Below are 22,125 nucleotides of genomic sequence, written 5' to 3' on the forward strand. Positions count from 1 at the left end.
AATCCGGCCGCAGGGAGCAGGCCGCGTGTCGGGCTCAGCAAAGCTGTGAACTGACGCGATCGCGCCCGGTGGCCTTGGCCTCATACAAGGCCTGGTCTGCCTGCAGCAGCAGCATGTCCAGGCTTTGATGGGCTTGCAGGCTTGCGGCATGGACCAGGCCAATGCTGACCGTGGCACTCATCGTCTTGTCATTCATGGGCACGCGCAGCTCCCGGATGGCGCGGTTGATGCGTTTGGCGATCTCCTGCGCAGCGGTTGCGTCCACCTTGGGCAGGGCCACGGCGAATTCCTCGCCTCCCATGCGGCCCACGATGTCCTGAGCGCGCAGCACCTGACTCAGGGTCTGGCTGAAGCTGCGCAGCAATTGGTCGCCTCCCGCGTGGCCGAAGCTGTCGTTGATCTGTTTGAAATGGTCGAGATCCAGCATCAGAATGGCGAAGGGCTGGCCATCCTGTCGGCAACGCTCCAGTATTCTTTGTCCCTGTTTCATGAAGGCACCGCGTGCCAGCATATCGGTCAGAAAGTCGTGGTTGACGGCATGGCTGAGCTTTTGCATCAGCTCGTTGCGCGCCATATGCGATCCTGCCACCGCAAGTGGGCCCAGCACCAGCATGCATAGCCCCACGCGAAATGACAAAGCCTCCAGAAAATGTGCGGGTGTGAATTCAAGCGTGCCGAGTGAAATGAAAATGATGTTGCTCAGGCAAAGTGATGCCGTGATCAGCGTCAGACTGAAGATGCGATAGCTCAGCGCGCACCATATGAGAGCCGGCAGCGAGAACGCCAGCGAGCCTGGACCTTTGATCCAGTAGCTGATGGCTTCCAGCGCAATGACAGACAGCAAAGGCAGGATGCGACGCAAGGGGGAGGGCTCGTCCAGATGCCCAGCCGGCTGCTTGCGTGTCGGCCAGGCCAGGATAATGGGCAAAAGCATCATGTAGTTCAGCCATTCGCTGCTCAGCCACATGGAAAAGGCCTGCCAGTGCGGCGTCCCGAAAACGGCGCTCAGCACCGGAGTTCCCAGCAGGGCGGCCGTCAGTGCGCCCAGGCCGCTGCCCACAAACAGCAGCAGGGCGGAGGACTGGCGTTGCATGAACAATGTGGCGTGGCGCTGCCTGTGCATCAGCGCCCAGGCTGCGCCCACACCGGCCATATTGGCGATGCTCAGCAGGATTGCCACATCGAGCCGGCTGCCTGTGAGCAGATCGGCTGCGATATAGGCGGCAGAAACCGCCAGTACCGAGCTCGGGCGCAGCCAGTCAGGGCGGTGCAGCAAAAAGCCCAGCAACAGCGCGTTTGCGGGCCAGATCGCCGATAGAAATCCCATGGGGCGCCCCAGTATGCCCAGCAAGGAGGCCAGAAACACCAGGCTCCCAAGCCCGAGCGCCGCTGCCCATGTCCTGGGGGCAGCGGTCTGCAGCAGCGGCGTTGGCTTGGGTGCGGAGGCGTCGGTCATGGGAGAGGGGTCGCGAGCGTTTCGTGGAGTTTTCTTCAGGGGCTCTTTGCGAATTCGATATCAATCGCCAAAAATGCCTGTTGTTGACGTCAAATGTTGTGGTTTTAACAAAGACATACAGGAAAACGATTACCGAAGCGGTTTTGTAGCGCGCAATTGACGATGTTTTTCATTTGACGGACTCCAGGCAAGCCGGAGGTCGCCGCTGAATGAAAAAAGCCAGAGACTCGCTCTGGCTTTTTGGCGGTTCTGCTGCGGCAGACGATGGGTGGCTCAGACCCCGCGTGCGCGGTCGGCCTTGAATTGGGCGCGGAACTCGGCAAAAGTGCCTGCGTCCAGTGCGTTGCGGATTTCCTGCATCAGGTTCAGGTAATAGTGCAGATTGTGGATGGTGGTGAGCATGGGACCCAGCATCTCGCCGCAGCGGTCCAGGTGGTGCAGATAGGCACGGCTGAAGCCTTCGCGGCCGCCATCGTCCCAGCTCACGCCGCTCTTGCCCGCGCAGGCGTGGCAGGTACAGGTGGTGTCTATGGGCTGGTGGTCCACCTTGTGACGGGCGTTGCGGATCTTCAGATCGCCGTAGCGCGTGAAGATGGTGCCGTTGCGTGCATTGCGGGTAGGCATCACGCAGTCAAACATGTCGACGCCATCGGCCACGCCTTGCACCAGGTCTTCGGGTGTCCCCACTCCCATCAGGTAGCGCGGCTTGTTGGCGGGCAGCAGATGCGGCGTGTGGGCCATGATCTCCAGCATTTCGTCCTTGGGCTCACCCACGGAGACGCCACCCACGGCATAGCCGGGGAAATCGATTTCCAGCAGACCCTGTAGCGATTCCTCGCGCAGATTGGTGTACATGCCGCCTTGCACGATGCCGAACAAGGCATTGGGGTTTTCCAGGCGCTGGAACTCCTCCTTGGAGCGCTTGGCCCAGCGACGGCTCATCTCCATGGACTTGCGCGCTTCGGCTTCGGTGGTCTTCTTGCCGTTGGTTTCGTAGGGCGTGCACTCGTCGAGCTGCATGACGATGTCCGAATTCAGAATCGTCTGGATCTGCATGCTGACCTCTGGCGACATGAACAGCTTGTCGCCGTTCACGGGGCTCTGGAAATGCACGCCTTCTTCTGTGATCTTGCGCATCGCACCCAGCGACCAGACCTGGAAGCCCCCCGAGTCGGTCAGTATGGGCTTGTCCCACTTCTCGAACTCGTGCAGACCGCCAAAGGACTTCATGATGTCCAGGCCAGGGCGCATCCACAGGTGGAAGGTGTTGCCCAGGATGATCTGTGCGCCCATTTCTTCGAGGCTGCGCGGCATCACGCCCTTGACAGTGCCATAGGTGCCCACGGGCATGAAGATGGGGGTCTGGACCTTGCCGTGGTTAAGCGTCAAGGTGCCACGGCGCGCGTGGCTGGTCGGGTCGGTCTTGAGAAGGTCAAACTGCAGCATAGCCCGCTATTTTCCCAGATGCCCGCAAGCACTGCTGCAATAGCCGATGCTTGCCCCAGATTCGCAACCCGTCTTTGCAGCCTGGGCCTACACTGGTGCGCAAGACGAACAGGAGGTTGCCATGCTCAAGATCATGATTGCGGTGGATGGATCGGATGTCGCACTTGAGGCCGTACGCCACGGCATCAAGCTTTTGCAGAGCGGACTGGATGCTCACTTTGTGATAGCTCATGTGCAGAAGGAGGCCACGCTGCTGGAGCTTGCAACCACAGATTCAGATCTGATCGCCAACGCCAGCATCGAAGCCGGCATGGATCTGGTTGCGCCTGCACAGGATCTTCTCAAGGAGGCAGGGGCCTCCTATGAGGTGGAGATCAGCCTGGGCGAAGAGGCCAATACCCTGATCGATATTGCCGAGAGCAATGAATGCGATCAGATCATCATCGGTGCCACGGGCCAGAGCGGCCTGGGCAGCATTCTGATCGGCTCGGTCTCACGCGAGGTGGCCAGACACAGTCGGCTGCCGGTGACGATTGTGAAAATGCCCGAAGTGACCGAGGCGGATGACAGTTCCGCTGAAGAGGCTGAATCCTGATTTGATGGCGCTCTGCGCTTGATCTGTAAGAGCTGGCGGAGATTTGAGTGGAGATCAGGCCGCCCGGCGCTGCTGGCCGGACTCCCGTCTTTGCCAGCTGCTGCGGCTGCCTGCACGATGGGCTGCAAATTTGCCATGCGGCATGTTTGCCAGACGCGTCAGCATCCAGCGGCAATAGCCTTGTACGCTCAGGCATTTGTTGATTTCTTCTTCGGGCAGCGGGCCGGAGACCACGACCAGCCGGTTTGCGCCTTCCCAGTCTCCTGCCATGCGCAGACGGCGCTGCGCTCCCATGGCCCAGGAGTGAATGCGGGTGGGGTGACCATGCTGGTGCACGCGACCGGTGATGCGGTCAAACGCGATGGCGACCAGTTCGGTCTTGAGGCGATAGGGGCGCTCTCCCGTGATGGCGTTGGGTGCATCACGCATGTCGTAGAGATAGTAGAACCCGGACTTGAGCCGATATCGCAGATGCAGTAAATCCATGAACCATGCCCCCCAAGCCTGTGTCACGCAGGACTGCGTGCAGGGCATTCTCCATGAAATTGTCACAAAACGGTGTTTTTTCGGGATCAGGCACCTTCTGACAGGCTCAGCACCTGTCTGAGCTTGCCCAGTTGTTCGTACAGATGGCTGGCGCTTTCGCTGTCCAGCGGCGCCAGCAATTGTTCAAGCCATTGCTCATGGGCGGTGGCCATGGCCTTGAACTGCTTTCTGCCGGTGCGCGTCAGCCGCACGATCATGGCGCGTCGATCTTCTTCGTCGGCCACACGCTCCACCCAGCCTTCGGCCACCAGCTGGTCGGTCAATCCGGTCACATTGCCCCCGGTCACCATCAGATATTCCGACAAGGTCTTCATCCGCAGCCCTTGGGGAAAGCGGCTGAGCTGGGCCAGATAGTCAAAGCGAGGCAGGGTGGTGCCGAACTCCGTGCGCAGCTGGCTGCGTATGACTTGTTCGATCTGTGTGCTGCAGGTGAGCAGGCGAAGCCACAGGCGCACGGCCTGGTGGTCGGAGTCGGACAGGCCGGCCTCGCGGCCAGGCGCCTCGGGCATGTCGATGGAAAAATCCGAATTGTGTTGGGGCATGGTTGGCATGGTGCGCAAACTGGCGTGCTTTGGGTTCAGGGTTTGGCCGGATTTTAGTAAAAAGTTCATGCATTAATAATTTATGTATAAAGTAATTTTCAATGCGTCATTTCTCAACGTGCCAGGAAGGGATTGTTGTCATGAAAATCGTCTGCATAGGTGGCGGCCCCGCCGGCCTGTATTTCGCGCTGCTGATGAAGCAAATGAACCCTGCGCACGAGGTGACGGTGGTGGAGCGCAACCTGCCCTATGACACCTTTGGCTGGGGCGTGGTGTTCTCCGACGCCACCATGGACAATATGCGCGACTGGGACCCGGTGACAGCCGCGCAGATCGAGCAGGCTTTCAATCATTGGGACGATATCGAGTTGCTGTTCAAGGGGCGCAAGATTCGCTCCGGAGGGCATGGTTTTGTGGGGATTGGCCGCAAGCATCTGCTCAATATCCTGCAAGCGCGTTGCGAACAGCTGGGTGTGAACCTGGTGTTCGAGACCGATGTGCAAAGCGACGAGGACTATCCGGATGCCGACCTCATCATTGCCTGCGATGGCGTGAACTCGCGCATCCGCAGCAAATACGCCGACATCTTCAAGCCCGATATCGTCACCCGCCCCAATCGCTATATCTGGCTGGGAACGAACAAGGTCTACGAGGCATTCACCTTTGACTTCGTGCGCACGCCGCATGGCTGGTTTCAGGCGCATATCTACAAATTCGACGACAAGACCTCGACCTTTATTGTCGAAACCACGGAGGAGTGCTGGAAGGCCAGCGGCCTCGATGGCGCCAATCAGGAACAGTCCATCGCCTTCTGTGAAAAGTTGTTTGCGGACAATCTGCAGGGCGAGAAACTGATGACCAATGCCCGCCATTTGCGCGGCTCGGCCTGGATCAACTTTCAGCGCGTGGTCTGCGATCAGTGGTGGTTGAAAAACCGCAAGGGCAGCCATGTGGTGCTGATGGGCGATGCCGTGCATACGGCACATTTCGCCATTGGCTCAGGAACCAAGCTGGCGATCGAGGATGCGATCGAGCTGGCGCGCCAGTTCAAGCAGCGGGGTGATGCGGCTGCGCATATTCCCGAGGTGCTGGCGGCCTATCAGGAAGCGCGTCGCGTTGAGACGTTGCGCATCCAGAATGCGGCCTGGAATGCGATGGAGTGGTTCGAGGTCTGCGGTCAGCGCTATTGCGACCAGCTGGAGCCCGAGCAGTTCATGTACTCCATGCTCACGCGCAGTCAGCGCATCAGCCATGAAAACCTGCGCCTGCGTGATGCGCAGTGGCTTGGCGGCTATGAGAAATGGCTGGCCGAAAGAAACGGTGTCGCGGTCGATGTCAAGGCGCCGCCGCCCATGTTCCTGCCCTATACCCTGCGCGGCATCACGCTGAAGAACCGTATCGTGGTCTCTCCCATGGCGCAGTACTCTGCGGTTGATGGCGTGCCTGGTGAGTTTCATCTCGTTCACCTGGGTGCGCGTGCGCTTGGCGGCGCCGGTCTGGTGTTCGCCGAGATGGCCTGTGTCAGCGCCGAGGGGCGCATCACGCCCGGCTGCCCGGGTACTTATAGCGCTGAGCAAAAGCAGGCCTGGAAACGCATCAGCGACTGGATTCACACCAACACCGATGCCAAGTTCGCCATGCAGATCGGCCATGCGGGTGCCAAGGCCTCGACGCGGCTGGCCTGGGAAGGTACGGATCTGCCGCTGGAGCAGGGCAACTGGCCCGTCATGGCAGCGTCGGAGCAGCAATATCTGCAGGGAGTGAGCCAGATCTCCAGGGCCATGACTCGCGCCGACATGGATGAGGTGCTGCAGCAGTTTGTGCATGCTGCGCAAATGGCGGCCGACATAGGCGTGGACTGGCTGGAGCTGCACTGTGCGCACGGCTATCTGCTGTCGGGCTTTATCTCGCCGCTGACCAATCAGCGCAGCGATGAATATGGCGGCAGCCTGGAAAACCGCTTGCGCTACCCGCTGGAAGTGTTCAAGGCCATGCGCGCCGTTTGGCCGCAGGACAAGCCCATGTCCGTGCGCATCTCTGCCCATGACTGGGTGCCGGGCGGCATCACGCCCGAAGATGCGGTACAGATTGCCAAGGCCTTCAAGGCCGCAGGTGCTGATCTGATCGACTGCTCATCGGGGCAGGTCAGCAAGCTCGAAAGGCCGGTGTTTGGCCGCATGTATCAAACCCCGTTTGCAGACCGCATTCGACAAGAGGCGGGTATTGCGACCATGGCCGTGGGCGCGATTAGCGAGGCCGACCATGCCAACAGCATCATTGCTGCAGGACGTGCCGATCTGTGTGCGATTGCCAGACCGCATCTGGCCAACCCGGCCTGGACGCTGACCGAGGCCGCCAAGATAGGCTACACGCCTATCGTCTGGCCCAAACAATACTTCCAGGGTAAGCGCCAGATGGAAGCCTTGTTCGAGCGCGAAAAGGCCTTGAAATGAAGCATCCCCTGAGCCGCTGCGTGCCAGTTTCCTGAGCGATGGAGAACTCAATGACAGGCGATCTGAACGATCAACATGCGCTGGTGACGGGCGCGGGCCAGGGTATTGGCGAGGCGATTGCACGCCAGTTGCTGGTGCAGGGCGCTCGCGTCACGGTGCTGGGGCGTCGCGCCGAGCCGCTGCAAAAACTGGTGGAAGAACACCCCGGTCAATGCAGGATGGTGCTGGCCGATGTGGCGGATCAATCACAGGTGAAAACGGCGTTTGAAAAGGCAGTGGCTGCGCAAGGTGCCATCAGTATCCTGATCAACAACGCAGGTCAGGCCGGCAGTGCACCGTTCATGAAGATGGATGCCGCGCATTGGCAGCAGATGCTGGCGGTCAATCTCAGCGGCACCATGTACTGCATCCAGCAAGTGCTGCCGGCCATGTCGGCATCGGGCCGGGGGCGCATCGTCAATGTGGCCAGCACGGCAGGACTGGTGGGCTATGCCTATGTCGCGGCCTATGTGGCGGCCAAGCATGGCGTGGTGGGCCTGACACGAGCCCTGGCGCTGGAGTACGCCAAGACCGGGATCACCGTCAACGCCGTCTGCCCCGGCTATACCGAAACCGAGATTGTCAAAACCAGCATTGACCGCGTGGTGGCCAAGACCGGCCGCACACCAGAGCAGGCAATGGCCGAGTTCGTCAAATCCAACCCCCAAGGCCGCCTGGTACAGCCGCACGAGGTGGCTGACGCCGTGCTGTGGCTGTGTGGTCGAGGCGCATCAAGTATTACCGGGCAAGCCATAGCCGTCGCTGGTGGCGAAGTCATGTGACCCGGATTTTTGGAGACAGACATGAGCGAATATGCAATCGATCCAGCGCTGCAAGCTGGCAATCACAAGCTGCTGGCGGGCTATAGGGCCACACATTTCCAGTGGCAGGTGCAGGATGGCGTGGCAACCATCACTCTCAATCGTCCGGAGCGCAAGAATCCGCTGACGTTTGATTCCTACGCCGAGCTGCGCGACCTGTTTCACCAGCTCAAGTGGGCGCAGGATGTGAAGGCGGTGGTGCTGGTCGGCGCCGGCGGCAACTTCTGCTCTGGTGGCGATGTGCATGAAATCATCGGTCCGCTGGTCGCGCTCAAGGCCCCCGAGCTTTTGATGTTCACCCGCATGACGGGCGAACTGGTCAAGACCATGCGTGCCTGCCCCCAGCCCATCATTGCTGCAATCGATGGCGTATGTGCGGGTGCTGGGGCCATCATGGCCATGGCCTCGGACATGCGCCTTGGCACTGCGCGCAGCAAGACCGCATTCCTGTTCAACCGCGTGGGGCTGGCGGGCTGCGACATGGGGGCCTGCGCCATGCTGCCGCGCATCATTGGCCAGGGCCGTGCGAGCGAGCTGCTCTATACGGGACGCAGCCTGGGTGGTGAGGAGGGCGAACGCTGGGGCTTCTTCAACCGTCTGTGCGAACCCGAGAGCTTGCTGGCCGATGCGCAGAAGCTGGCCGCCGACCTGGCTGCCGGTCCCAGCTTTGCCAATGGCATTACCAAGACCATGCTGCACCAGGAATGGGCCATGACCATAGAGCAGGCTATCGAAGCCGAAGCCCAGGCCCAGGCCCTGTGCATGCTGACCGAGGATTTCTCGCGTGCCTATCACGCGTTCGTGGCCAAGCAAAAGCCAGTCTTTCAAGGAAACTGATATGGCAGACACCAGCTATCTGAAATGGCCTTTTTTTGAAGCCCATCACGCTCGTCTGGCCCAGTCGTTGGATGCCTGGGCCAGGCAGAACATTGCGCATGCGCATGGCCCCGATGTGGATGCCGAATGCCGCAAACTGGTCAAGGCCCTGGGCGAGGCCGGGTGGCTGCGGCATGCAGTTGCTGGTACGGCCTATGGCGGCGCGGGGGAGCAGATCGACACCAGAGCCATCTGCCTGATCCGGGAGACTCTGGCGCGCCACGGCGGGCTGGCCGACTTTGCGTTTGCCATGCAGGGTCTGGGCTCGGGGGCGATCTCTCTGGCGGGCAGCGAGGAGCAGAAAAAGCGCTATCTGAGCCTGGTGGCCAGGGGCGAGGCGATTTCCGCTTTTGCACTGTCGGAGCCCGACGCCGGCTCGGACGTGGCGGCCATGGCCTGCGAGGCCAGGCTGGAGGGTGATCACTATGTGATCAACGGCGAGAAGACCTGGATCTCCAACGGCGGCATTGCCGACTTCTATGTCGTCTTTGTGCGCACCGGCGAGGCTGCGGGTTCGCGGGGCCTGTCGGCGCTGATTGTGGAGGCCGGCACTCCGGGCTTTGAGATTGCCGAGCGTATCAACGTCATCGCACCGCACCCGCTGGCGCGTTTGACGTTCTCGAACTGCCGCGTGCCTGCCTCCCAGCTCGTTGGGGTGGCCGGCGAGGGCTTCAAGGTGGCGATGCGCACGCTCGATGTGTTCCGTACCTCGGTGGCCGCCGCATCGCTGGGCTTTGCGCGTCGTGCCATGGATGAGGCCTTGCAGCGCGTGACCAGCCGCAAGATGTTCGGCGGCGTGCTGGCTGATTTTCAGCTCACCCAGGCCAAGCTGGCGCAGATGGCCACGCAGATCGACAGCGCGGCGCTGCTGACCTATCGCGCAGCCTGGTTGCGTGACCAGGGCGAGAACGTGACACGGGAGGCCGCCATGGCCAAGATGACGGCGACGGAAAACGCCCAGCAGGTGATCGATGCCGCCGTGCAGATCTGGGGCGGCCTGGGCGTGGTCAGCGAGCAGCCCGTGGAGCGCCTTTACCGGGAGATTCGCGCCCTGCGCATCTACGAAGGCGCGACCGAGGTGCAGCAGCTCATCATTGGGCGTGAACTTATCAAAAGTCATAGCTGATGGCGCTTTTGTATCAAGCGTTTGATCCTATTTTTGACTGAAAGATCGGAATCATGTCGTACACCGCGCATATCGATACCTTTGCTGCCGACAACCTGCCGCCACCCGAGCAGCAGCCCGAGTTCATTTTCGAGCTGCCCGAGCTGCGGTTCCCCGAGCGCCTTAACTGTGCCGTGGAGCTGCTGGATAGACATGTGAGCGAAGGGCGCGGCGACCGTTTGTGCATTCAGGCCGAAGGCCTGCGCTGGAGCTATGCGGATCTGCAGCTCAAGGCCAATCGCATCGCCAATGTGCTGACGCAGGAGCTGGGACTGCAGCCCGGCAATCGCGTGTTGCTGTGCGCACCCAACAATCCCATGATGGTGGCCTGCTGGTTTGGCGTCATCAAGGCTGGGGGCATTGCCGTGGCCGCCATGCCGCTGTTGCGGGCCAAGGAGCTGTCCACCATCATCGACATAGCGCAAATCAGCCATGCGCTGTGCGATGCGGCGCTGCGCACCGAGGTACAGGGTGCACAGGAAAGAACCAGCACGCTCAAGGCCGTGCGCTATTTCAACAGCGTGGAAGCCGATGCACTGGAGCGTCTGATGGAGCAGGCGGGCGATGACTTCCAGGCCGTGGAAACTGCCGCGACCGATACCTGCCTGCTGGGCTTCACCTCGGGCACCACGGGCGTGCCCAAGGCCACCATGCATTTCCATCGCGATGTGATGGCAGTCTGCGCCTGCTGGCCCGTGCATACGCTGCGTGCCAATGCCGACGATGTGTTCATAGGCAGTCCGCCGCTGGCATTCACTTTCGGGCTGGGCGGGCAGGTGCTGTTCCCTATGTCCATCGGAGCCAGCATGGCCTTGCTGGAGAAAGCCGGCCCCGTGCAATTGGTCGATGGCATTGAGCGATTTGGTGCCAGTGTGGTGTTCACGGCGCCTACGTCCTACCGTGTGATGGCCCAGCAGGGCGAACGCATCCGCCGCACCCGGTTGCGCAAATGCGTGTCGGCGGGCGAGGCCTTGACCGCCTCCACACGCGCGCTGTGGAAGGATGCGACCGGTATTGAAATCATTGACGGCATCGGTTCTACCGAGATGCTGCACATCTTCATCTCGCACCGCGAAGAGGAGGCTCGTCCCGGTGCCACCGGCAAGGCCGTGCCCGGCTATCGTGCCAAGGTGGTGGATGATGGGGGGCTCGAGGTGCCGCCCGGCACCGTGGGCAGGCTGGCCGTGCAGGGGCCAACGGGATGCCGCTATCTCAACGACAGCCGTCAGGCCAAGTATGTGAGCCGGGGCTGGAACCTGACGGGCGATGCCTATCTGATGGATGTCGACGGCTATTTCGTTTATCAGGCACGCACCGACGACATGATCATCTCGGCCGGATACAACATCGCTGCGCCTGAAGTCGAAGAGGCCCTGATGCAGCACGGCTCTGTGGCGGAATGCGCGGTGATTGGCGTGGCCGACAGCGAGCGAGGCCAGATCGTCAAGGCTTTTGTGGTGCTGCGTGCCGGCCATGTGGCCAGCGATGCCATGGTCATGGAGCTGCAGGATTTTGTGAAGAGCCAGGTCGCTCCCTACAAATATCCACGGGCTGTGCAGTTCGTCGATCAACTGCCGCGCACGGCCACGGGCAAGTTGCAGCGCTTTCGCCTGAATCAACCCTGATTGCTATGTTTCTTAAAGCTGCATGCGCCTGATTGAAAAGCGCTGCAGGCAGATTTTGCTGAAGGAATTGTTTGCGTATGAATGAAGTGGCAATGGCTTCAAAACGCTTTGTGACGCAGGTGCCGATTCGTTTTGCGCACTGCGATCCGGCGGGCATCATCTTCTTTCCCCAATATCTGGTGTTGTTCAACGGGCTGGTCGAAGACTGGTTCAACCAGGCGCTGGGCCTGAGCTATGCGGACATGCTGCACAAGGACAAGGTGGGCCTGCCCATCGTGCATCTGGAATGCGACTTTCGTGCCATCACCCGCATGGGCGAAACCGTGAGTCTGGGCCTGTCGGTTGCCAAGCTGGGCAATCGTTCGTTGACGCTCGATGTGGATTGCAGAGGTCCTGAGGGACAGCTGCGCGTGATGGCGCAGAAAGTGCTGGTCTTCACCAGTCTTCAAACCCATCAGGCCATCACTGCGCCGCAACATATCCGCCACGCAATCGAGCGTTGGCAAAGTTCATTCAATCCAACAGAAAACAGGAGTTGAACATGCAAGTACTGCTGCCTCCGGGCTGGCCTCGGCCCAAGGGATATGCGAATGGCGTGGCCGTCAGCGGCCGCCAGATCTATGTTGCCGGCATGATTGGCTGGGACGCCGAGGGCCGGTTTCATACCGACGATCTCGCGGCGCAGGCGAGACAGGCTCTGCACAATATCGTCGAGGTGCTGCAGGCAGGGGGAGCCAGGCCTGAACACATCGTGCGCATGACCTGGTATATCACCGACAAGAAGGAATATCTGGCTCAGCAGGCCGAGATCGGCAAGGCCTATCGCGAGCTGATTGGTTCATTCAACGTAGCCATGACGGCCGTGCAGGTGGCGGCCTTGATCGAGGACCGGGCCAAGGTGGAGATCGAGGTGACTGCAGTCGTGCCCGACTGATTGGCAATCTGCGCATGCATAGCCGCTGGGCCTTGGGCGCAGCGGTTTTCTTACGGCTGCTGCTTTGCAGTTTTACCGTCGTGCAGCGCGGTCTGCATTGGGGCGGCGGAGGCTGAGCTATCCTCGCGCCCAAGGAGCTGCCTTCCAGCCCTTGCAAACCCGCTGTTTTGTGAGATGCCATGAAACCGATATTTGACCCGTACCGACGCCATGTTCTTCAAGGCATGCGTGCCGCAGCATTGCTGACGGGGGGCGCCATGCTGCTAGGTGCCTGTGGCAAGAAGACACCCAAGGCCGCTGTCGTTCCTGTCGGGGCTACCGTGCTGGCGCTTGGAGACTCCTTGACGCAAGGTGTCGGAGCCAATGCAGATGCCGGCTACCCCAGCCTGCTGGCCGAGCGCACGGGTTGGAAGGTGGTGAATGCCGGTGTTTCTGGCGAGACCAGCAAACAGATTGCGGACCGCCTGCCGGGGCTGCTCGATGAGCACAGGCCATCTTTGACGATTCTGTGCGCTGGTGGCAACGACTGGCTGCAGCGCAGGAGCGAGCAAGTCGTGCAAGGCGAGATCACGCGCATGCTGCAGCTGTGCAAAGCCAGGGCGACGCCCGTGCTGCTGGTGGCCGTGCCGGAGCTGAGCCTGGGTGCGGCGTTGACGGGGCGCATGAAGGATCACGCCATCTACCAAACCTTGGCCAAGGACAACCGGGTGGCATTGCTGCCCGATGCCTGGAGCGAGGTGCTGGGCAATAGCGCCTTGCGCGCCGATCAGGTACATGCCAATGCCGCAGGCTATGCGCGGTTTACCGAACTGCTGGTGGCTCAAGCCCGGGCTTCTGGTTTTCTGGCGTAAATCACGGCTCGGCCCGGCGGCAGAGAGCGAAGCCGGCTTCAGAAGTCCAGCAGGCTCAGGCCCACGCTGAGTACCGTGCGCTTGTTGTTGTAGTCGACCAGGCTGTCGCCATAGCCGCTGAACAGCTGAACATGCAGGCGCAGATTGCTCTTGCCGCCGTTCCAGCCTTCGCCCAGGGTGCGCAGCCACTCGATGCGACCGGAGCCCTTGCCCTGGCCCAGCGAGCCTCGTGCGGTCAGGCCCAGGTAGTTCTGCTCGTTGACGTTCCAGCCCAGCTTGACTTCGCCGCGACCGATGTAGTCCTGGATATGGGGGTTGTCGTCCTCGAGCGCGCTTTCCTTCATGCGCTGCCAGGCTTTCAGATGCAGCTGCAAGCGGTTGCCCAGCTCGGCCCCGGTCATCAGATACCAGCGGTTCCAGCTGCGCGACAGCGGGTTGCTCTGGCCGTTCGACTGATGCGCTATGCCTATGCCCGAGTAGCGCCAGCGCCAGCCTAGCGGAAGCTGGGCGTCCGTCGGGTAGACGTAGAACACCTCGGGCTCGTGGTCGGTGGTGCGGAAGGGGCGCGAGATATCGCCATTGAACAGCTGCCAGTAGGACTGCTGGGTATAGCCAAACCACAGCGAATCCTTGCCCGACGAGGTGGGACCGGTCAGCAGGCCGGAGGCAATCTTGGTACGGGCCGAGAGCTGCAGACGCATCTCATGCTTTTGATAAGGCTGCTCGGTCGCAAAGCCGCGGCTGGGCGAATAGGGCTGCTGATTGACCTCGTCGCCGACGACCACGGAAACGGACATGGGGCGGTAGCCGCGGAAGTTGAAGGTGCCGCAGTCCGTGCCGGGCTCCAGTTCGTAGTAGCGCGAAACCTCGGTGTAGCGAGGATCGCGACAGCCGCCGTTGGTGGGAGAGAGGCCCAGGCCGCTGTCGGAGCCGGCCGTGATTGCCACCGCTGAGCTGGCTGGTGCGGCGTGGTTCGCCGAGGCAGGGTCCGGTGCTGCTTGTGCGCTGGCCGCAGGGGCACTCCAGCTGGTAGCGGGTGGAGCAACAGCCGGGCTTTGCTTGATTGCCCAGGCGTCAAAACATGCCAGACGGTCGGTGTTGCTGGTGGTGGCTGCGCATTGCTGCCAGTTTTCGGGGGAGGGTAGTTCTGCGCTTTTGGCGGTAGCTGGGTTCAGGCTGCCGACCAGCGCCAGGCCGATGCTCAGGGTCAGGGGGTGCGGGGTAAAAAAGCGAATACTCATGGAATCAATCAATGCACAGGCCGGTTGCGGTTGGCAACACCCAGCCCCGCTCAGGGTTGGGCCTTGCGCATGATGAACGCACGTGGTGGAACATTTTCTCCCTCCTGGTAACTGCCGTGAATTTCTGTACCGCAGCTGCCGTCGACCACCTCGCCCAGCCAGGTGCCGGTGATGCGTGAGCCGTCTGCGCTTTCTTCTAGCGTGACCGTGCCCTCATTCACATCGCCCACCATGGGGTGGCTGCCCCCCCGGCGGCTGATGCTGCCCTTGACATTGCCTTCCCATTCGGGATGCGGGCCCAGCACCATGTGGGCGGTTTCTTCGCTGCCGGCGACGGAGCCTGTCCATTCACCTTGCAGCTGCTTGTCGCTCATCTGCCAGTCTTGCGGGCAAGTGCTGGCAGATCTGGAGTCAAACTGGGAAAAAGCGCTTATGGAAAAAGCGCTGGCAGCTATGAAAATCAGAGTTCTCAAAGTCATCTCGGGTCTTCAGTTGGCGGCGCCCGGCGCCGCCTGGTTCTTGCGTGCGGCAAATTCCTCGCGCAGCTTGCGCAGCTTCTCGCGCGGGTCTTCCTTGGCCGTGGCTGCGTCCAGTCCCATTTCCTTGATGAAACGGCTGGGCTGGCAGGCCACCATCTCGCGGCCTTTCTTGCGGCGCTTGGTCCAGCTCACGGCCAGCGTGCGCTGGGCGCGGGTGATGCCCACATACATCAGGCGGCGTTCTTCCTGCAGCCGCGCTGCCGTTTCATCGCTGACCTTTTGCTGCTTGCCGTCGTCGTCGTCCAGCTTGAACGGCAGCATGCCCTCGGTCACGCCGACCTGCATGACATGGGGCCATTCCAGGCCCTTGGAGGCATGGAGGGTGGAGAGCACGACCATGTCCTGCTCCTTCTCGCGCTCGCTGATGGTGGACAGCAGCGCGATGTTCTGCGAGACCTCCAGCAGGCTCTTGACCTCGGTCTGGGGGCCGGCGCCTGCGGCATCTTCTATCTGACCACCGGCGCGCTGGGCCATCCAGTCGCAGAACTCCAGCACATTGCTCCAGCGCGCGGCGGCGACAGACTCACTGTCTTCGCTGTCATACAGATACTGTTCGTAGCCAATTTCCTTGAGCCAGTCGATCAGGAAGCTGCGCGAGGCTTCAAAGCCCAGGGTGTGGCGGGCGCGGTATTCCAGGTCGTTGATGTAGCGGCCGAATTCCAGCAGGCTTTCGAAGGCCTTGCGCGGCAGCGCCTCCTCCAGCATCGCATTGAACAGCGAGCCGAACATGCTGAGCTTGTGCGCGGCAGAGAATTCCCCGAGCTTGCCCAGCGTGGTGTGACCGATGCCGCGCTTGGGCGTGCCTATGGAGCGCAGAAAGGCGGGGTCGTCGTCGTTGTTGATCCAGAGACGGAACCATGCGCACAGGTCCTTGATCTCGGCGCGGTCGAAAAAGCTGGTGCCGCCCGAGACCTTGTAGGGGATGTTGGCCTTGCGCAGTGCCTTCTCGAAGGGTTTGGCCTGGTGGTTGGCGCGGTAGAGGATGGCGAAGTCCTTCCACGCGGGCTGCGGGTTCATATTGGCGCGCAGGCCCTGAATGCGGGCCACGGCGCGCTCGGCCTCATGCTCTTCGGTGTCGCAGTCGACGATGCGCACGGGTTCGCCCTCGCCGAGTTCCGAAAACAGTGTCTTGGGAAACAGCTTGGGGTTGGGGCCGATCACATTGTTGGCGGCGCGCAAGATGGCGCTGGTGGAGCGGTAGTTCTGCTCCAGCTTGATGACCTTGAGCTGCGGAAAGTCCACGGGCAGCTTCTTGAGATTGTCCAGCGTGGCGCCGCGCCAGCCGTAGATCGACTGATCATCGTCTCCCACCGCCGTGAAGTGGGCGCGCTCGCCCACCAGGAATTTGAGCAGCTCGTACTGCGTGGCATTGGTGTCCTGGTATTCGTCCACCAGCACGTGGCCCAGCAGGCGCTGCCATTTCTCGCGCACCTCGGGGTGGCCGCGCAGCAAGCGCATGGGCATGCCGATCAGGTCGTCGAAGTCCACGCTCTGGTAGGCGGTCAGGCGCTCTTCATAGCGCTGCATGATGAGAGCGGTGCTGCGTTCGTTGTCGTCCTGTGCCATGGCCAGGGCCTTGCGACTGTCCCAGCCCTGATTCTTCCAGCCGCTGATGGTCCACTGCCACTGGCGGGCCGTCGCCACATCGGTGGTGCCGCCCGCGCAGTCCTTGAGGATGCCGGTGACGTCGTCGGTGTCCAGAATGCTGAACTGAGGCTTGAGACCGAGAATGTGGCCGTCCTCGCGCACCATGCGCACGCCCAGCGAGTGGAAGGTGCAGATCAGCACCTCCTTGGCCTGGCGGCCTATCAGACCTGCGGCGCGTTCGCGCATTTCCGCGGCGGCCTTGTTGGTAAAGGTGATGGCGGCAATGCGGCGTGGCGCCAGACCGGTTTCGATCAGACGGCCGATCTTGTGCGTAATCACACGGGTCTTGCCCGAGCCGGCGCCTGCCAGAACAAGGCATGGACCTTCGGTGTAATGCACGGCCTGGAGCTGAGCGAGGTTGAGACCAGCAGACATGAAGCAGAGTGACCCATCATCAAAAACAAGGACTGGGAGCATACCGCTTCGCTGTAAAGAGCCCTGATGACAGCGCTCACAACTGACAAAAATCAGGGACTCAGCGAGCGTTTCACCTACACGTGCGCTCTCCTGTTACTTGAATAATTGTTGTAATAAGGTGTTAGTTGTGTAGCGTGAAGATTGCATTGTTCCGGCCTTGATCCCGATAGCGCCAGCGAATTTTCGATGGTTGAGGGATTCATGGTCTTTTCCTCAACCCTCAGGGTGTTGTGCATGGCGAGAACCATCGGTGAAGTGAGCTTGGCCGCAGAACTTTGGACGCCTGCCGTGCAGCAGCGCTTTGAAGCGCTGTTCGCAGTCGCCGCGCGCAAGTCGCTTTCCGGCTGGCGTCAGGTTCCGCGCCATGCGGCCGAAGTGCTGGTGATTGAAGGGCTGGAGAGCCTGCTGGCCAGGGCAGAGGCGAGAGCTCCTTGCGTGGTCTATATCGGCGGCGAGCCGGCCATGCAGCCGCTGGGGCGTTCTTCCCAGGGCTGGGTAGTACATCTTGATGTGGACTTCACGTTGTCCGACCTGATCGACATGCTCGATCGTGCCGCGGTTTTCCTCATGGACTGGAGGGCCCGGCACAGGGACGGTGAGCCCCTGTCGCCGCAGCGTGCCTTGCAAGAGCTTCAGTTGCAGGGAGTCGACTGTACGCATTGCTTTCAAATCAAATCCTGGGTTGCTTTGCCTGGCAGCGACAACAGCGCGCAGAACATGCGCGTGCTGGCGCTGCTCGCGCGTGGGCCTATCGATGCCAGATCGCTGGCGGAGCACGCCGGCATTGAGATATCGCAACTATCGACCCTGCTGTCCCTGCCTCAGGTTCAGGCAGTCCTGCGCTGCAGTCTGCGCGGCTCCGAGGAACCCTCTGCTGCGCAGAAATCAACTACCCAGAAGCAGCCGGCCGCTTCCGTGACGCGTCAATGGCTCAGCAGGCTGACGGGCTGGATTACCCGTGGAGGACGTACATGACATCTTTCATGCCCATGCAGCCTGGTCAGGGCCTGCTGCGGGTGAGTCTTCTGGGGCCCATGGGCATCGGCAAGACCACGGCGCTGCGCAGCCTGTGCGGGGAATTCATGGCGGGCAGCGATGTGCGCAACCTGGACAAGGCGACACACGGCAAGGAGTTCACCACGGTAGGGGCGGAGTTTGGCGAGATCGACCTGGGCTCTGGCGAGCGATTGCAACTGGTAGGCAGCCCCGGTCAGGATCGTTTCGATTTCGTGCGCCGCTGGGTGCTTTCTGCATCGGTGGGAGCGCTGCTGATGGTGGACGTCAACGATGTAGGCGCGGTGGACTACGCCTGCGAGATGCTGACGGGGATCGCAGAGCTGGATCAGGCGCCATTGATGGTCATTCTGAGTTGCCGTCCCGCCAGCGGAGCAAGGATGGAAGCATTCAGCTCGGCCCTGGTTGCCAAAGGCCATGACCTCACCCCGCTTGTTGAGGTCGATCCACGCGATCGCCAGCAGATGCTGGATGCCCTGAGCGTGCTGGCATCGCTGCTGTCCTTGCAAAGTCAGACGCTATGAAGACCCATACCTCCCTCGTGATTCCGCCACATGCCGTGGAGGCAGGTCAGGAAATCCTGGCGCGCGTGGTTGCCCCGGTGGCGGGCGTCCACATCGCCTTGCTCTGTACCCCAGACGGTTTCGAGATTGCTGCGCTGCGCATTCGCAGCGAACTGCCGACCGAGCGACTGTCGGCCATGGCGGGCTCGCTCATGGCCATGGCCAAGGCCGTGGCCAATGAGATCGGACACAGGGATTGCAAGCGCCTGACTTTCGAGACGGAGTCGGGCACGGTGGTCTTCCAGGCGGTGAGCGGCTCCTTCCCGGCCGTTCTCTGCCTGGTGGTGGATCAGAACGCCTTGCTGGGTCGCGCGCTCTGGGCGGCCGGTGAGGTCGCCACAGGGTACCTGCCCTCTTGATCACAGGTTCACTGGAGTTCTGAGTCTGAGTGGGTGCGCATCTGGCGCACGAGTTCCTTGTCTTGCTTTTTTTCTCAAAAGGTGGATTTATGGCCTCTATCCAGGATTCTCTGAACGCTCTGATGACCACAGACGGTGCTGTCTGTGGCGCTCTCGTGGACAGCTCCAGCGGCATGCTGATGGGCAGCGTAGGCGGCGGCGTGGACATGGAGCTGGCTGCGGCCGGCAACACCGAGGTCGTGCGTGCCAAGATCAAGACCATGCGCATGCTCAATCTCAACGACCAGATCGACGACATACTGATCACTCTGGGCAAGCAATATCACATCATCCGTCCCGTGGCCGCCAATGACGGCGTGTTCTTCTATCTGGTGCTGGACAAGGCTCGTGCCAACCTGGCGCTGGCGCGCCGCAAGACTGCAGATGTGGAAAAGGAACTCAGGCTCTGACGCGCTGTCCTTGTACCTGTCACAGCAGCCTGCCTTGCGCAGGCTTTGTTTTTGGGTAGGTCTGCACTGAAAAACTTTCATCGAAGGCCGTGAGAGGGTTGGAGCCGGGCGCTGTCACAATTTGCCGGTGCTGTCCGTTCTACTCATCACCTTTCCCTTCTTTGCGCTGGTGGCCTGCGGCTTTGCCGCCACATGGCGCGGCATTCTGCCCCAGGCCGCGATCCCCGGCCTCAATGCTTTTGTGCTGTACTTCGCGCTGCCCTGCATGCTGTACCGCTTTGGCGCGCAGACACCGATTCATCAGTTGCTCGACATCAACGTCACCCTGGTCTATCTGCTCTGTGCAGCGCTGATGGTGGGCGCGACCGTGCTGCTGACACGCGCACGCCTGGGCTGGAACGATGCCGCATTCGGCGCTTTGGTGGCCGCGTTTCCCAACACCGGTTTCATGGGCGTCCCCATGTTGGCGGCGCTGCTGGGCACGCAGAGCGCGGGCCCGGTGATCGTGACCATGGCCATCGACATGGTCATCACCACCTCGGCCTGCATTGCACTGTCGCGGCTTGATCTGGCGGGAGGGCAAGGAATCTGGCTGGCGGTGCGTAATTCGCTCAAGGGCATGGCATCCAATCCCATGCCCTGGTCGATTCTGCTGGGCGGTCTGGCGTCGGCCATGGGCTGGGTATTGCCCGGTCCGGTGGACAAGACCGTGGCCATGCTGGCTGCCGCAGCTTCGCCGGTGGCATTGTTCACCATAGGAGCCGTGCTGGCGCGCTCGCAGATGAACAGCCACGAGCGCGTGGCTGCGCGCGACTATGTGCCGATTGCGCTGGCCAAGCTGGTCGTCCATCCGCTGCTGGTCTGGGCCGTCGGACTGGCCGCAATCTCCATGGGCCAGGGGCTCCAGTACGAAACCCTGGTGGTGCTGGTGCTGCTGGCGGCTCTTCCCTCGGCCAGCAATGTGTCGCTGCTGACCGAGCGCTACGGCGCCCACAGCGGCCGCGTGGCGCGCATCATTCTGGTATCGACCAGCCTGGCTTTCCTCAGCTTCTCCGCCGCCGTGGCGCTGATGACCTGATCCAAAACAAGAGCGGCTTGCACAAGACCAGCCTGTGCAAACCGCTGTTTTGGCTAAAAACCGTAAATCAAACACACACCTCAACAAAGAGACACCGAGCAAGGGCCTAGGCGGCCCCGCCGCCCCGCAGCGAGGGTGTCGTCCCCCTCCGGCGCTCAGCGCCAGAGAGGGGGAAGGCGCGAAGCGCCTCAGGGGGAGTGTTCAATACTCCCAGAACATCCGCTGCAGTTCCTTGGTGTTGGCGCCCTTGGTCAGCGCCAGCATGGTCAGCAGGCGTGCCTTTTCGGGGCGCATATCGTGGGCGACCACCCAGTCGTACTTGTCGTCGGGCTGCTCGGCATTGCGCAGCACAAAGCCGTAGGGAACGCGTGACGAGCGCACGATGAGCACGCCCTTGCCGCGTGCATCCTGCAGCGGCTTGACCATGCGGTCGGCCACCGAGCCATTGCCGGTGCCGGCATGGACGATGGCCTTGGCACCGGCATCGACCAGGGCATTCACGGCCGTGGGCTGAACGCTGCCGTAGGCATAGACGATGTCCACCTGAGGCAGCTTGTCGATGTTGTCGATGTTGAACTCGGAGTTCATGGTGTGGCGCTTGACGGGGGCGCGGAACCAGTAGTTCTTGCCCTCGACGACCATGCCCAGCGGGCCCCACTGGCTCTTGAAGGCACCGGTCTGGATGTTGATGTCCTTGTTCACATCGCGGGCGGTGTTGATCTCGTCATTCATGGTGACGAAGACCCCCTTGCCCCTGGCGTCCTTGGAGCCGGCCACGCTGACGGCATTGACCAGATTCAGCGCGCCATCGGCGGACAAGGCCGTGCCCGGGCGCATGCTGCCGACCACGGCAATGGGCTTGTCGGTGTGCACGGTCAGACTCAGGAAGTAGGCCGTCTCGGCCAGCGTGTCCGTGCCGTGGGTGATGACAATGCCGTCCACATCGGACTGCTTGGCCAGTTGCGAGACACGCTTGGCCAGGGTCAGCAGATTGTCGTTGGTAAAGCTCTCGGAAGCGATCTGGAACACCTGCTCGCCGCGCACATTGGCGATCTGGGTCAGCTCGGGCAGGCCGGCCAGCAGCTTGTCCACAGGTACCTTGGCGGCCGTGTAGGTAGCGCTGTTGACGGTCGAGGCACCGGCACCCGCAATCGTGCCGCCCGTGGCCAGCACCACCACATTGGGCTTGGCCGCCTGCGCCTTGGCCGCCTGCGCGGCCGCAGGCGATGCATCCTGCGCCAGGGCTGCGCCGGGGGCGGACAGAACGCCCAGAACGGCAATGGTGGCGGCCAGCAAGGACTGGCGGAAGACTTGTTTTTGCATGAAGTAGTGCTCCGTGATTGAATGAAGCGGCCTCTTGTGGAGCCGAACTTCACACAATGCAATAGCCATGCCGGTTTGCCCATTCGCGCAAATCCCGATGGATTTGCCAAGCGTCTGCGGTTTATATAAATTGATAGCTGTCAGCG

At 61.5% G+C, this 22,125-nt stretch carries 22 protein-coding genes; 14 read left to right on the forward strand and 8 right to left on the reverse strand.

Annotated features, from left to right (window positions below):
- Window positions 1-34: 34 nt before the first annotated feature.
- Window positions 35-1,456, reverse strand: coding sequence for a sensor domain-containing diguanylate cyclase (locus tag NOX35_RS02160; protein ID WP_256495574.1), 1,422 nt, complete (start codon window positions 1,454-1,456; stop codon window positions 35-37).
- A 273-nt stretch (window positions 1,457-1,729) separates the two neighbouring features.
- On the reverse strand, window positions 1,730-2,902 hold the full coding sequence (gene tgt / locus NOX35_RS02165; RefSeq protein WP_182285433.1) for a tRNA guanosine(34) transglycosylase Tgt: 1,173 nt from the start codon (window positions 2,900-2,902) through the stop codon (window positions 1,730-1,732).
- Window positions 2,903-3,023: 121 nt separating this feature from the next.
- Here tgt and NOX35_RS02170 point away from each other — a divergent pair, with 121 nt between their 5' ends.
- Window positions 3,024-3,497, forward strand: coding sequence for a universal stress protein (locus NOX35_RS02170; protein WP_182285434.1), 474 nt, complete (start codon window positions 3,024-3,026; stop codon window positions 3,495-3,497).
- Window positions 3,498-3,551: 54 nt separating this feature from the next.
- Here NOX35_RS02170 and NOX35_RS02175 read toward each other — a convergent pair whose 3' ends face one another.
- Both NOX35_RS02175 and NOX35_RS02180 read right to left on the reverse strand, forming a co-directional pair.
- Window positions 3,552-4,031, reverse strand: coding sequence for a hypothetical protein (locus NOX35_RS02175; RefSeq protein ID WP_052084858.1), 480 nt, complete (start codon window positions 4,029-4,031; stop codon window positions 3,552-3,554).
- Between the two features lie 38 nt (window positions 4,032-4,069).
- On the reverse strand, window positions 4,070-4,594 hold the full coding sequence (locus tag NOX35_RS02180; protein WP_371878512.1) for a MarR family winged helix-turn-helix transcriptional regulator: 525 nt from the start codon (window positions 4,592-4,594) through the stop codon (window positions 4,070-4,072).
- A gap of 131 nt (window positions 4,595-4,725) precedes the next feature.
- Here NOX35_RS02180 and NOX35_RS02185 point away from each other — a divergent pair, with 131 nt between their 5' ends.
- The 8 genes from NOX35_RS02185 to NOX35_RS02220 all read left to right on the forward strand — a co-directional run bounded on the left by NOX35_RS02185 (window position 4,726) and on the right by NOX35_RS02220 (window position 13,349).
- Window positions 4,726-7,038, forward strand: a complete 2,313-nt coding sequence (locus NOX35_RS02185) for a bifunctional salicylyl-CoA 5-hydroxylase/oxidoreductase (RefSeq protein WP_256495575.1) — start codon at window positions 4,726-4,728, stop codon at window positions 7,036-7,038.
- 50 nt (window positions 7,039-7,088) lie between these two features.
- Window positions 7,089-7,859, forward strand: coding sequence for an SDR family NAD(P)-dependent oxidoreductase (locus tag NOX35_RS02190; protein ID WP_182285436.1), 771 nt, complete (start codon window positions 7,089-7,091; stop codon window positions 7,857-7,859).
- A 21-nt stretch (window positions 7,860-7,880) separates the two neighbouring features.
- Window positions 7,881-8,735 carry an enoyl-CoA hydratase family protein gene (locus NOX35_RS02195; protein ID WP_256495576.1) on the forward strand — a complete coding sequence of 285 codons (855 nt, stop codon included), beginning with the start codon at window positions 7,881-7,883 and terminating at the stop codon, window positions 8,733-8,735.
- A 1-nt stretch (window position 8,736) separates the two neighbouring features.
- Complete coding sequence (locus tag NOX35_RS02200; RefSeq protein ID WP_256495577.1) at window positions 8,737-9,900, forward strand: acyl-CoA dehydrogenase family protein; 1,164 nt, start codon at window positions 8,737-8,739, stop codon at window positions 9,898-9,900.
- Window positions 9,901-9,953: 53 nt separating this feature from the next.
- Window positions 9,954-11,564 carry a benzoate-CoA ligase family protein gene (locus tag NOX35_RS02205; RefSeq protein ID WP_256495578.1) on the forward strand — a complete coding sequence of 537 codons (1,611 nt, stop codon included), beginning with the start codon at window positions 9,954-9,956 and terminating at the stop codon, window positions 11,562-11,564.
- A gap of 77 nt (window positions 11,565-11,641) precedes the next feature.
- Window positions 11,642-12,103 carry a thioesterase family protein gene (locus NOX35_RS02210; RefSeq protein ID WP_182285440.1) on the forward strand — a complete coding sequence of 154 codons (462 nt, stop codon included), beginning with the start codon at window positions 11,642-11,644 and terminating at the stop codon, window positions 12,101-12,103.
- 2 nt (window positions 12,104-12,105) lie between these two features.
- The gene (locus NOX35_RS02215) at window positions 12,106-12,498 is read left to right on the forward strand and encodes a RidA family protein (RefSeq protein ID WP_182285441.1); all 393 of its coding nucleotides are present in this window, start codon (window positions 12,106-12,108) and stop codon (window positions 12,496-12,498) included.
- A 179-nt stretch (window positions 12,499-12,677) separates the two neighbouring features.
- The gene (locus NOX35_RS02220; RefSeq protein WP_182285442.1) at window positions 12,678-13,349 is read left to right on the forward strand and encodes a GDSL-type esterase/lipase family protein; all 672 of its coding nucleotides are present in this window, start codon (window positions 12,678-12,680) and stop codon (window positions 13,347-13,349) included.
- Window positions 13,350-13,387: 38 nt separating this feature from the next.
- On the opposite strand, the gene NOX35_RS02225 is transcribed toward NOX35_RS02220, so the two are convergent.
- The 3 genes from NOX35_RS02225 to NOX35_RS02235 form a co-directional block, all read right to left on the reverse strand.
- Window positions 13,388-14,590 (reverse strand): phospholipase A, encoded by a 1,203-nt coding sequence (locus tag NOX35_RS02225; RefSeq protein WP_256495580.1) that lies wholly within the window; start codon window positions 14,588-14,590, stop codon window positions 13,388-13,390.
- 50 nt (window positions 14,591-14,640) lie between these two features.
- Window positions 14,641-14,964 (reverse strand): hypothetical protein, encoded by a 324-nt coding sequence (locus NOX35_RS02230; protein ID WP_256495581.1) that lies wholly within the window; start codon window positions 14,962-14,964, stop codon window positions 14,641-14,643.
- Window positions 14,965-15,078: 114 nt separating this feature from the next.
- Window positions 15,079-17,151 carry an ATP-dependent helicase gene (locus tag NOX35_RS02235; RefSeq protein WP_182285445.1) on the reverse strand — a complete coding sequence of 691 codons (2,073 nt, stop codon included), beginning with the start codon at window positions 17,149-17,151 and terminating at the stop codon, window positions 15,079-15,081.
- Window positions 17,152-17,379: 228 nt separating this feature from the next.
- On the opposite strand from NOX35_RS02235, the gene NOX35_RS02240 reads away from it, so the two are divergent.
- The 5 genes from NOX35_RS02240 (at window position 17,380) to NOX35_RS02260 (ending at window position 20,656) form a co-directional block, all read left to right on the forward strand.
- Window positions 17,380-18,168 carry a hypothetical protein gene (locus tag NOX35_RS02240; RefSeq protein WP_256495582.1) on the forward strand — a complete coding sequence of 263 codons (789 nt, stop codon included), beginning with the start codon at window positions 17,380-17,382 and terminating at the stop codon, window positions 18,166-18,168.
- On the forward strand, window positions 18,165-18,731 hold the full coding sequence (locus NOX35_RS02245; RefSeq protein WP_182285447.1) for an ATP/GTP-binding protein: 567 nt from the start codon (window positions 18,165-18,167) through the stop codon (window positions 18,729-18,731). The genes NOX35_RS02240 and NOX35_RS02245 overlap by 4 nt, the downstream gene beginning before the upstream one ends.
- Window positions 18,728-19,129, forward strand: coding sequence for a roadblock/LC7 domain-containing protein (locus NOX35_RS02250; protein WP_256495583.1), 402 nt, complete (start codon window positions 18,728-18,730; stop codon window positions 19,127-19,129). The genes NOX35_RS02245 and NOX35_RS02250 overlap by 4 nt, the downstream gene beginning before the upstream one ends.
- Window positions 19,130-19,218: 89 nt before the next feature.
- Window positions 19,219-19,578: a hypothetical protein gene (locus tag NOX35_RS02255; RefSeq protein ID WP_182285449.1), complete on the forward strand. Its 360-nt coding sequence runs from the start codon at window positions 19,219-19,221 to the stop codon at window positions 19,576-19,578.
- A 127-nt stretch (window positions 19,579-19,705) separates the two neighbouring features.
- On the forward strand, window positions 19,706-20,656 hold the full coding sequence (locus tag NOX35_RS02260; RefSeq protein WP_256495585.1) for an AEC family transporter: 951 nt from the start codon (window positions 19,706-19,708) through the stop codon (window positions 20,654-20,656).
- A gap of 201 nt (window positions 20,657-20,857) precedes the next feature.
- Here NOX35_RS02260 and NOX35_RS02265 read toward each other — a convergent pair whose 3' ends face one another.
- Window positions 20,858-21,979, reverse strand: a complete 1,122-nt coding sequence (locus tag NOX35_RS02265) for an asparaginase (protein WP_182285451.1) — start codon at window positions 21,977-21,979, stop codon at window positions 20,858-20,860.
- Window positions 21,980-22,125 lie beyond the last annotated feature (146 nt).

Source organism: Comamonas sp. C11 (genome assembly GCF_024496285.1).
In the GTDB taxonomy this organism is placed as follows: domain Bacteria; phylum Pseudomonadota; class Gammaproteobacteria; order Burkholderiales; family Burkholderiaceae_C; genus Comamonas; species Comamonas testosteroni_F.

What these genes read in the sequence shown, in the direction of transcription:
- NOX35_RS02160 (WP_256495574.1), bottom strand. Translation starts at nt 1,456, where the DNA reads ATGACCGACGCCTCCGCACCCAAGCCAACGCCGCTGCTGCAGACCGCT.
- tgt (WP_182285433.1), bottom strand. Translation starts at nt 2,902, where the DNA reads ATGCTGCAGTTTGACCTTCTCAAGACCGACCCGACCAGCCACGCGCGC.
- NOX35_RS02170 (WP_182285434.1), top strand. Translation starts at nt 3,024, where the DNA reads ATGCTCAAGATCATGATTGCGGTGGATGGATCGGATGTCGCACTTGAG.
- NOX35_RS02175 (WP_052084858.1), bottom strand. Translation starts at nt 4,031, where the DNA reads ATGCCCTGCACGCAGTCCTGCGTGACACAGGCTTGGGGGGCATGGTTC.
- NOX35_RS02180 (WP_371878512.1), bottom strand. Translation starts at nt 4,594, where the DNA reads ATGCCAACCATGCCCCAACACAATTCGGATTTTTCCATCGACATGCCC.
- NOX35_RS02185 (WP_256495575.1), top strand. Translation starts at nt 4,726, where the DNA reads ATGAAAATCGTCTGCATAGGTGGCGGCCCCGCCGGCCTGTATTTCGCG.
- NOX35_RS02190 (WP_182285436.1), top strand. Translation starts at nt 7,089, where the DNA reads ATGACAGGCGATCTGAACGATCAACATGCGCTGGTGACGGGCGCGGGC.
- NOX35_RS02195 (WP_256495576.1), top strand. Translation starts at nt 7,881, where the DNA reads ATGAGCGAATATGCAATCGATCCAGCGCTGCAAGCTGGCAATCACAAG.
- NOX35_RS02200 (WP_256495577.1), top strand. Translation starts at nt 8,737, where the DNA reads ATGGCAGACACCAGCTATCTGAAATGGCCTTTTTTTGAAGCCCATCAC.
- NOX35_RS02205 (WP_256495578.1), top strand. Translation starts at nt 9,954, where the DNA reads ATGTCGTACACCGCGCATATCGATACCTTTGCTGCCGACAACCTGCCG.
- NOX35_RS02210 (WP_182285440.1), top strand. Translation starts at nt 11,642, where the DNA reads ATGAATGAAGTGGCAATGGCTTCAAAACGCTTTGTGACGCAGGTGCCG.
- NOX35_RS02215 (WP_182285441.1), top strand. Translation starts at nt 12,106, where the DNA reads ATGCAAGTACTGCTGCCTCCGGGCTGGCCTCGGCCCAAGGGATATGCG.
- NOX35_RS02220 (WP_182285442.1), top strand. Translation starts at nt 12,678, where the DNA reads ATGAAACCGATATTTGACCCGTACCGACGCCATGTTCTTCAAGGCATG.
- NOX35_RS02225 (WP_256495580.1), bottom strand. Translation starts at nt 14,590, where the DNA reads ATGAGTATTCGCTTTTTTACCCCGCACCCCCTGACCCTGAGCATCGGC.
- NOX35_RS02230 (WP_256495581.1), bottom strand. Translation starts at nt 14,964, where the DNA reads ATGAGCGACAAGCAGCTGCAAGGTGAATGGACAGGCTCCGTCGCCGGC.
- NOX35_RS02235 (WP_182285445.1), bottom strand. Translation starts at nt 17,151, where the DNA reads ATGTCTGCTGGTCTCAACCTCGCTCAGCTCCAGGCCGTGCATTACACC.
- NOX35_RS02240 (WP_256495582.1), top strand. Translation starts at nt 17,380, where the DNA reads ATGGTTGAGGGATTCATGGTCTTTTCCTCAACCCTCAGGGTGTTGTGC.
- NOX35_RS02245 (WP_182285447.1), top strand. Translation starts at nt 18,165, where the DNA reads ATGACATCTTTCATGCCCATGCAGCCTGGTCAGGGCCTGCTGCGGGTG.
- NOX35_RS02250 (WP_256495583.1), top strand. Translation starts at nt 18,728, where the DNA reads ATGAAGACCCATACCTCCCTCGTGATTCCGCCACATGCCGTGGAGGCA.
- NOX35_RS02255 (WP_182285449.1), top strand. Translation starts at nt 19,219, where the DNA reads ATGGCCTCTATCCAGGATTCTCTGAACGCTCTGATGACCACAGACGGT.
- NOX35_RS02265 (WP_182285451.1), bottom strand. Translation starts at nt 21,979, where the DNA reads ATGCAAAAACAAGTCTTCCGCCAGTCCTTGCTGGCCGCCACCATTGCC.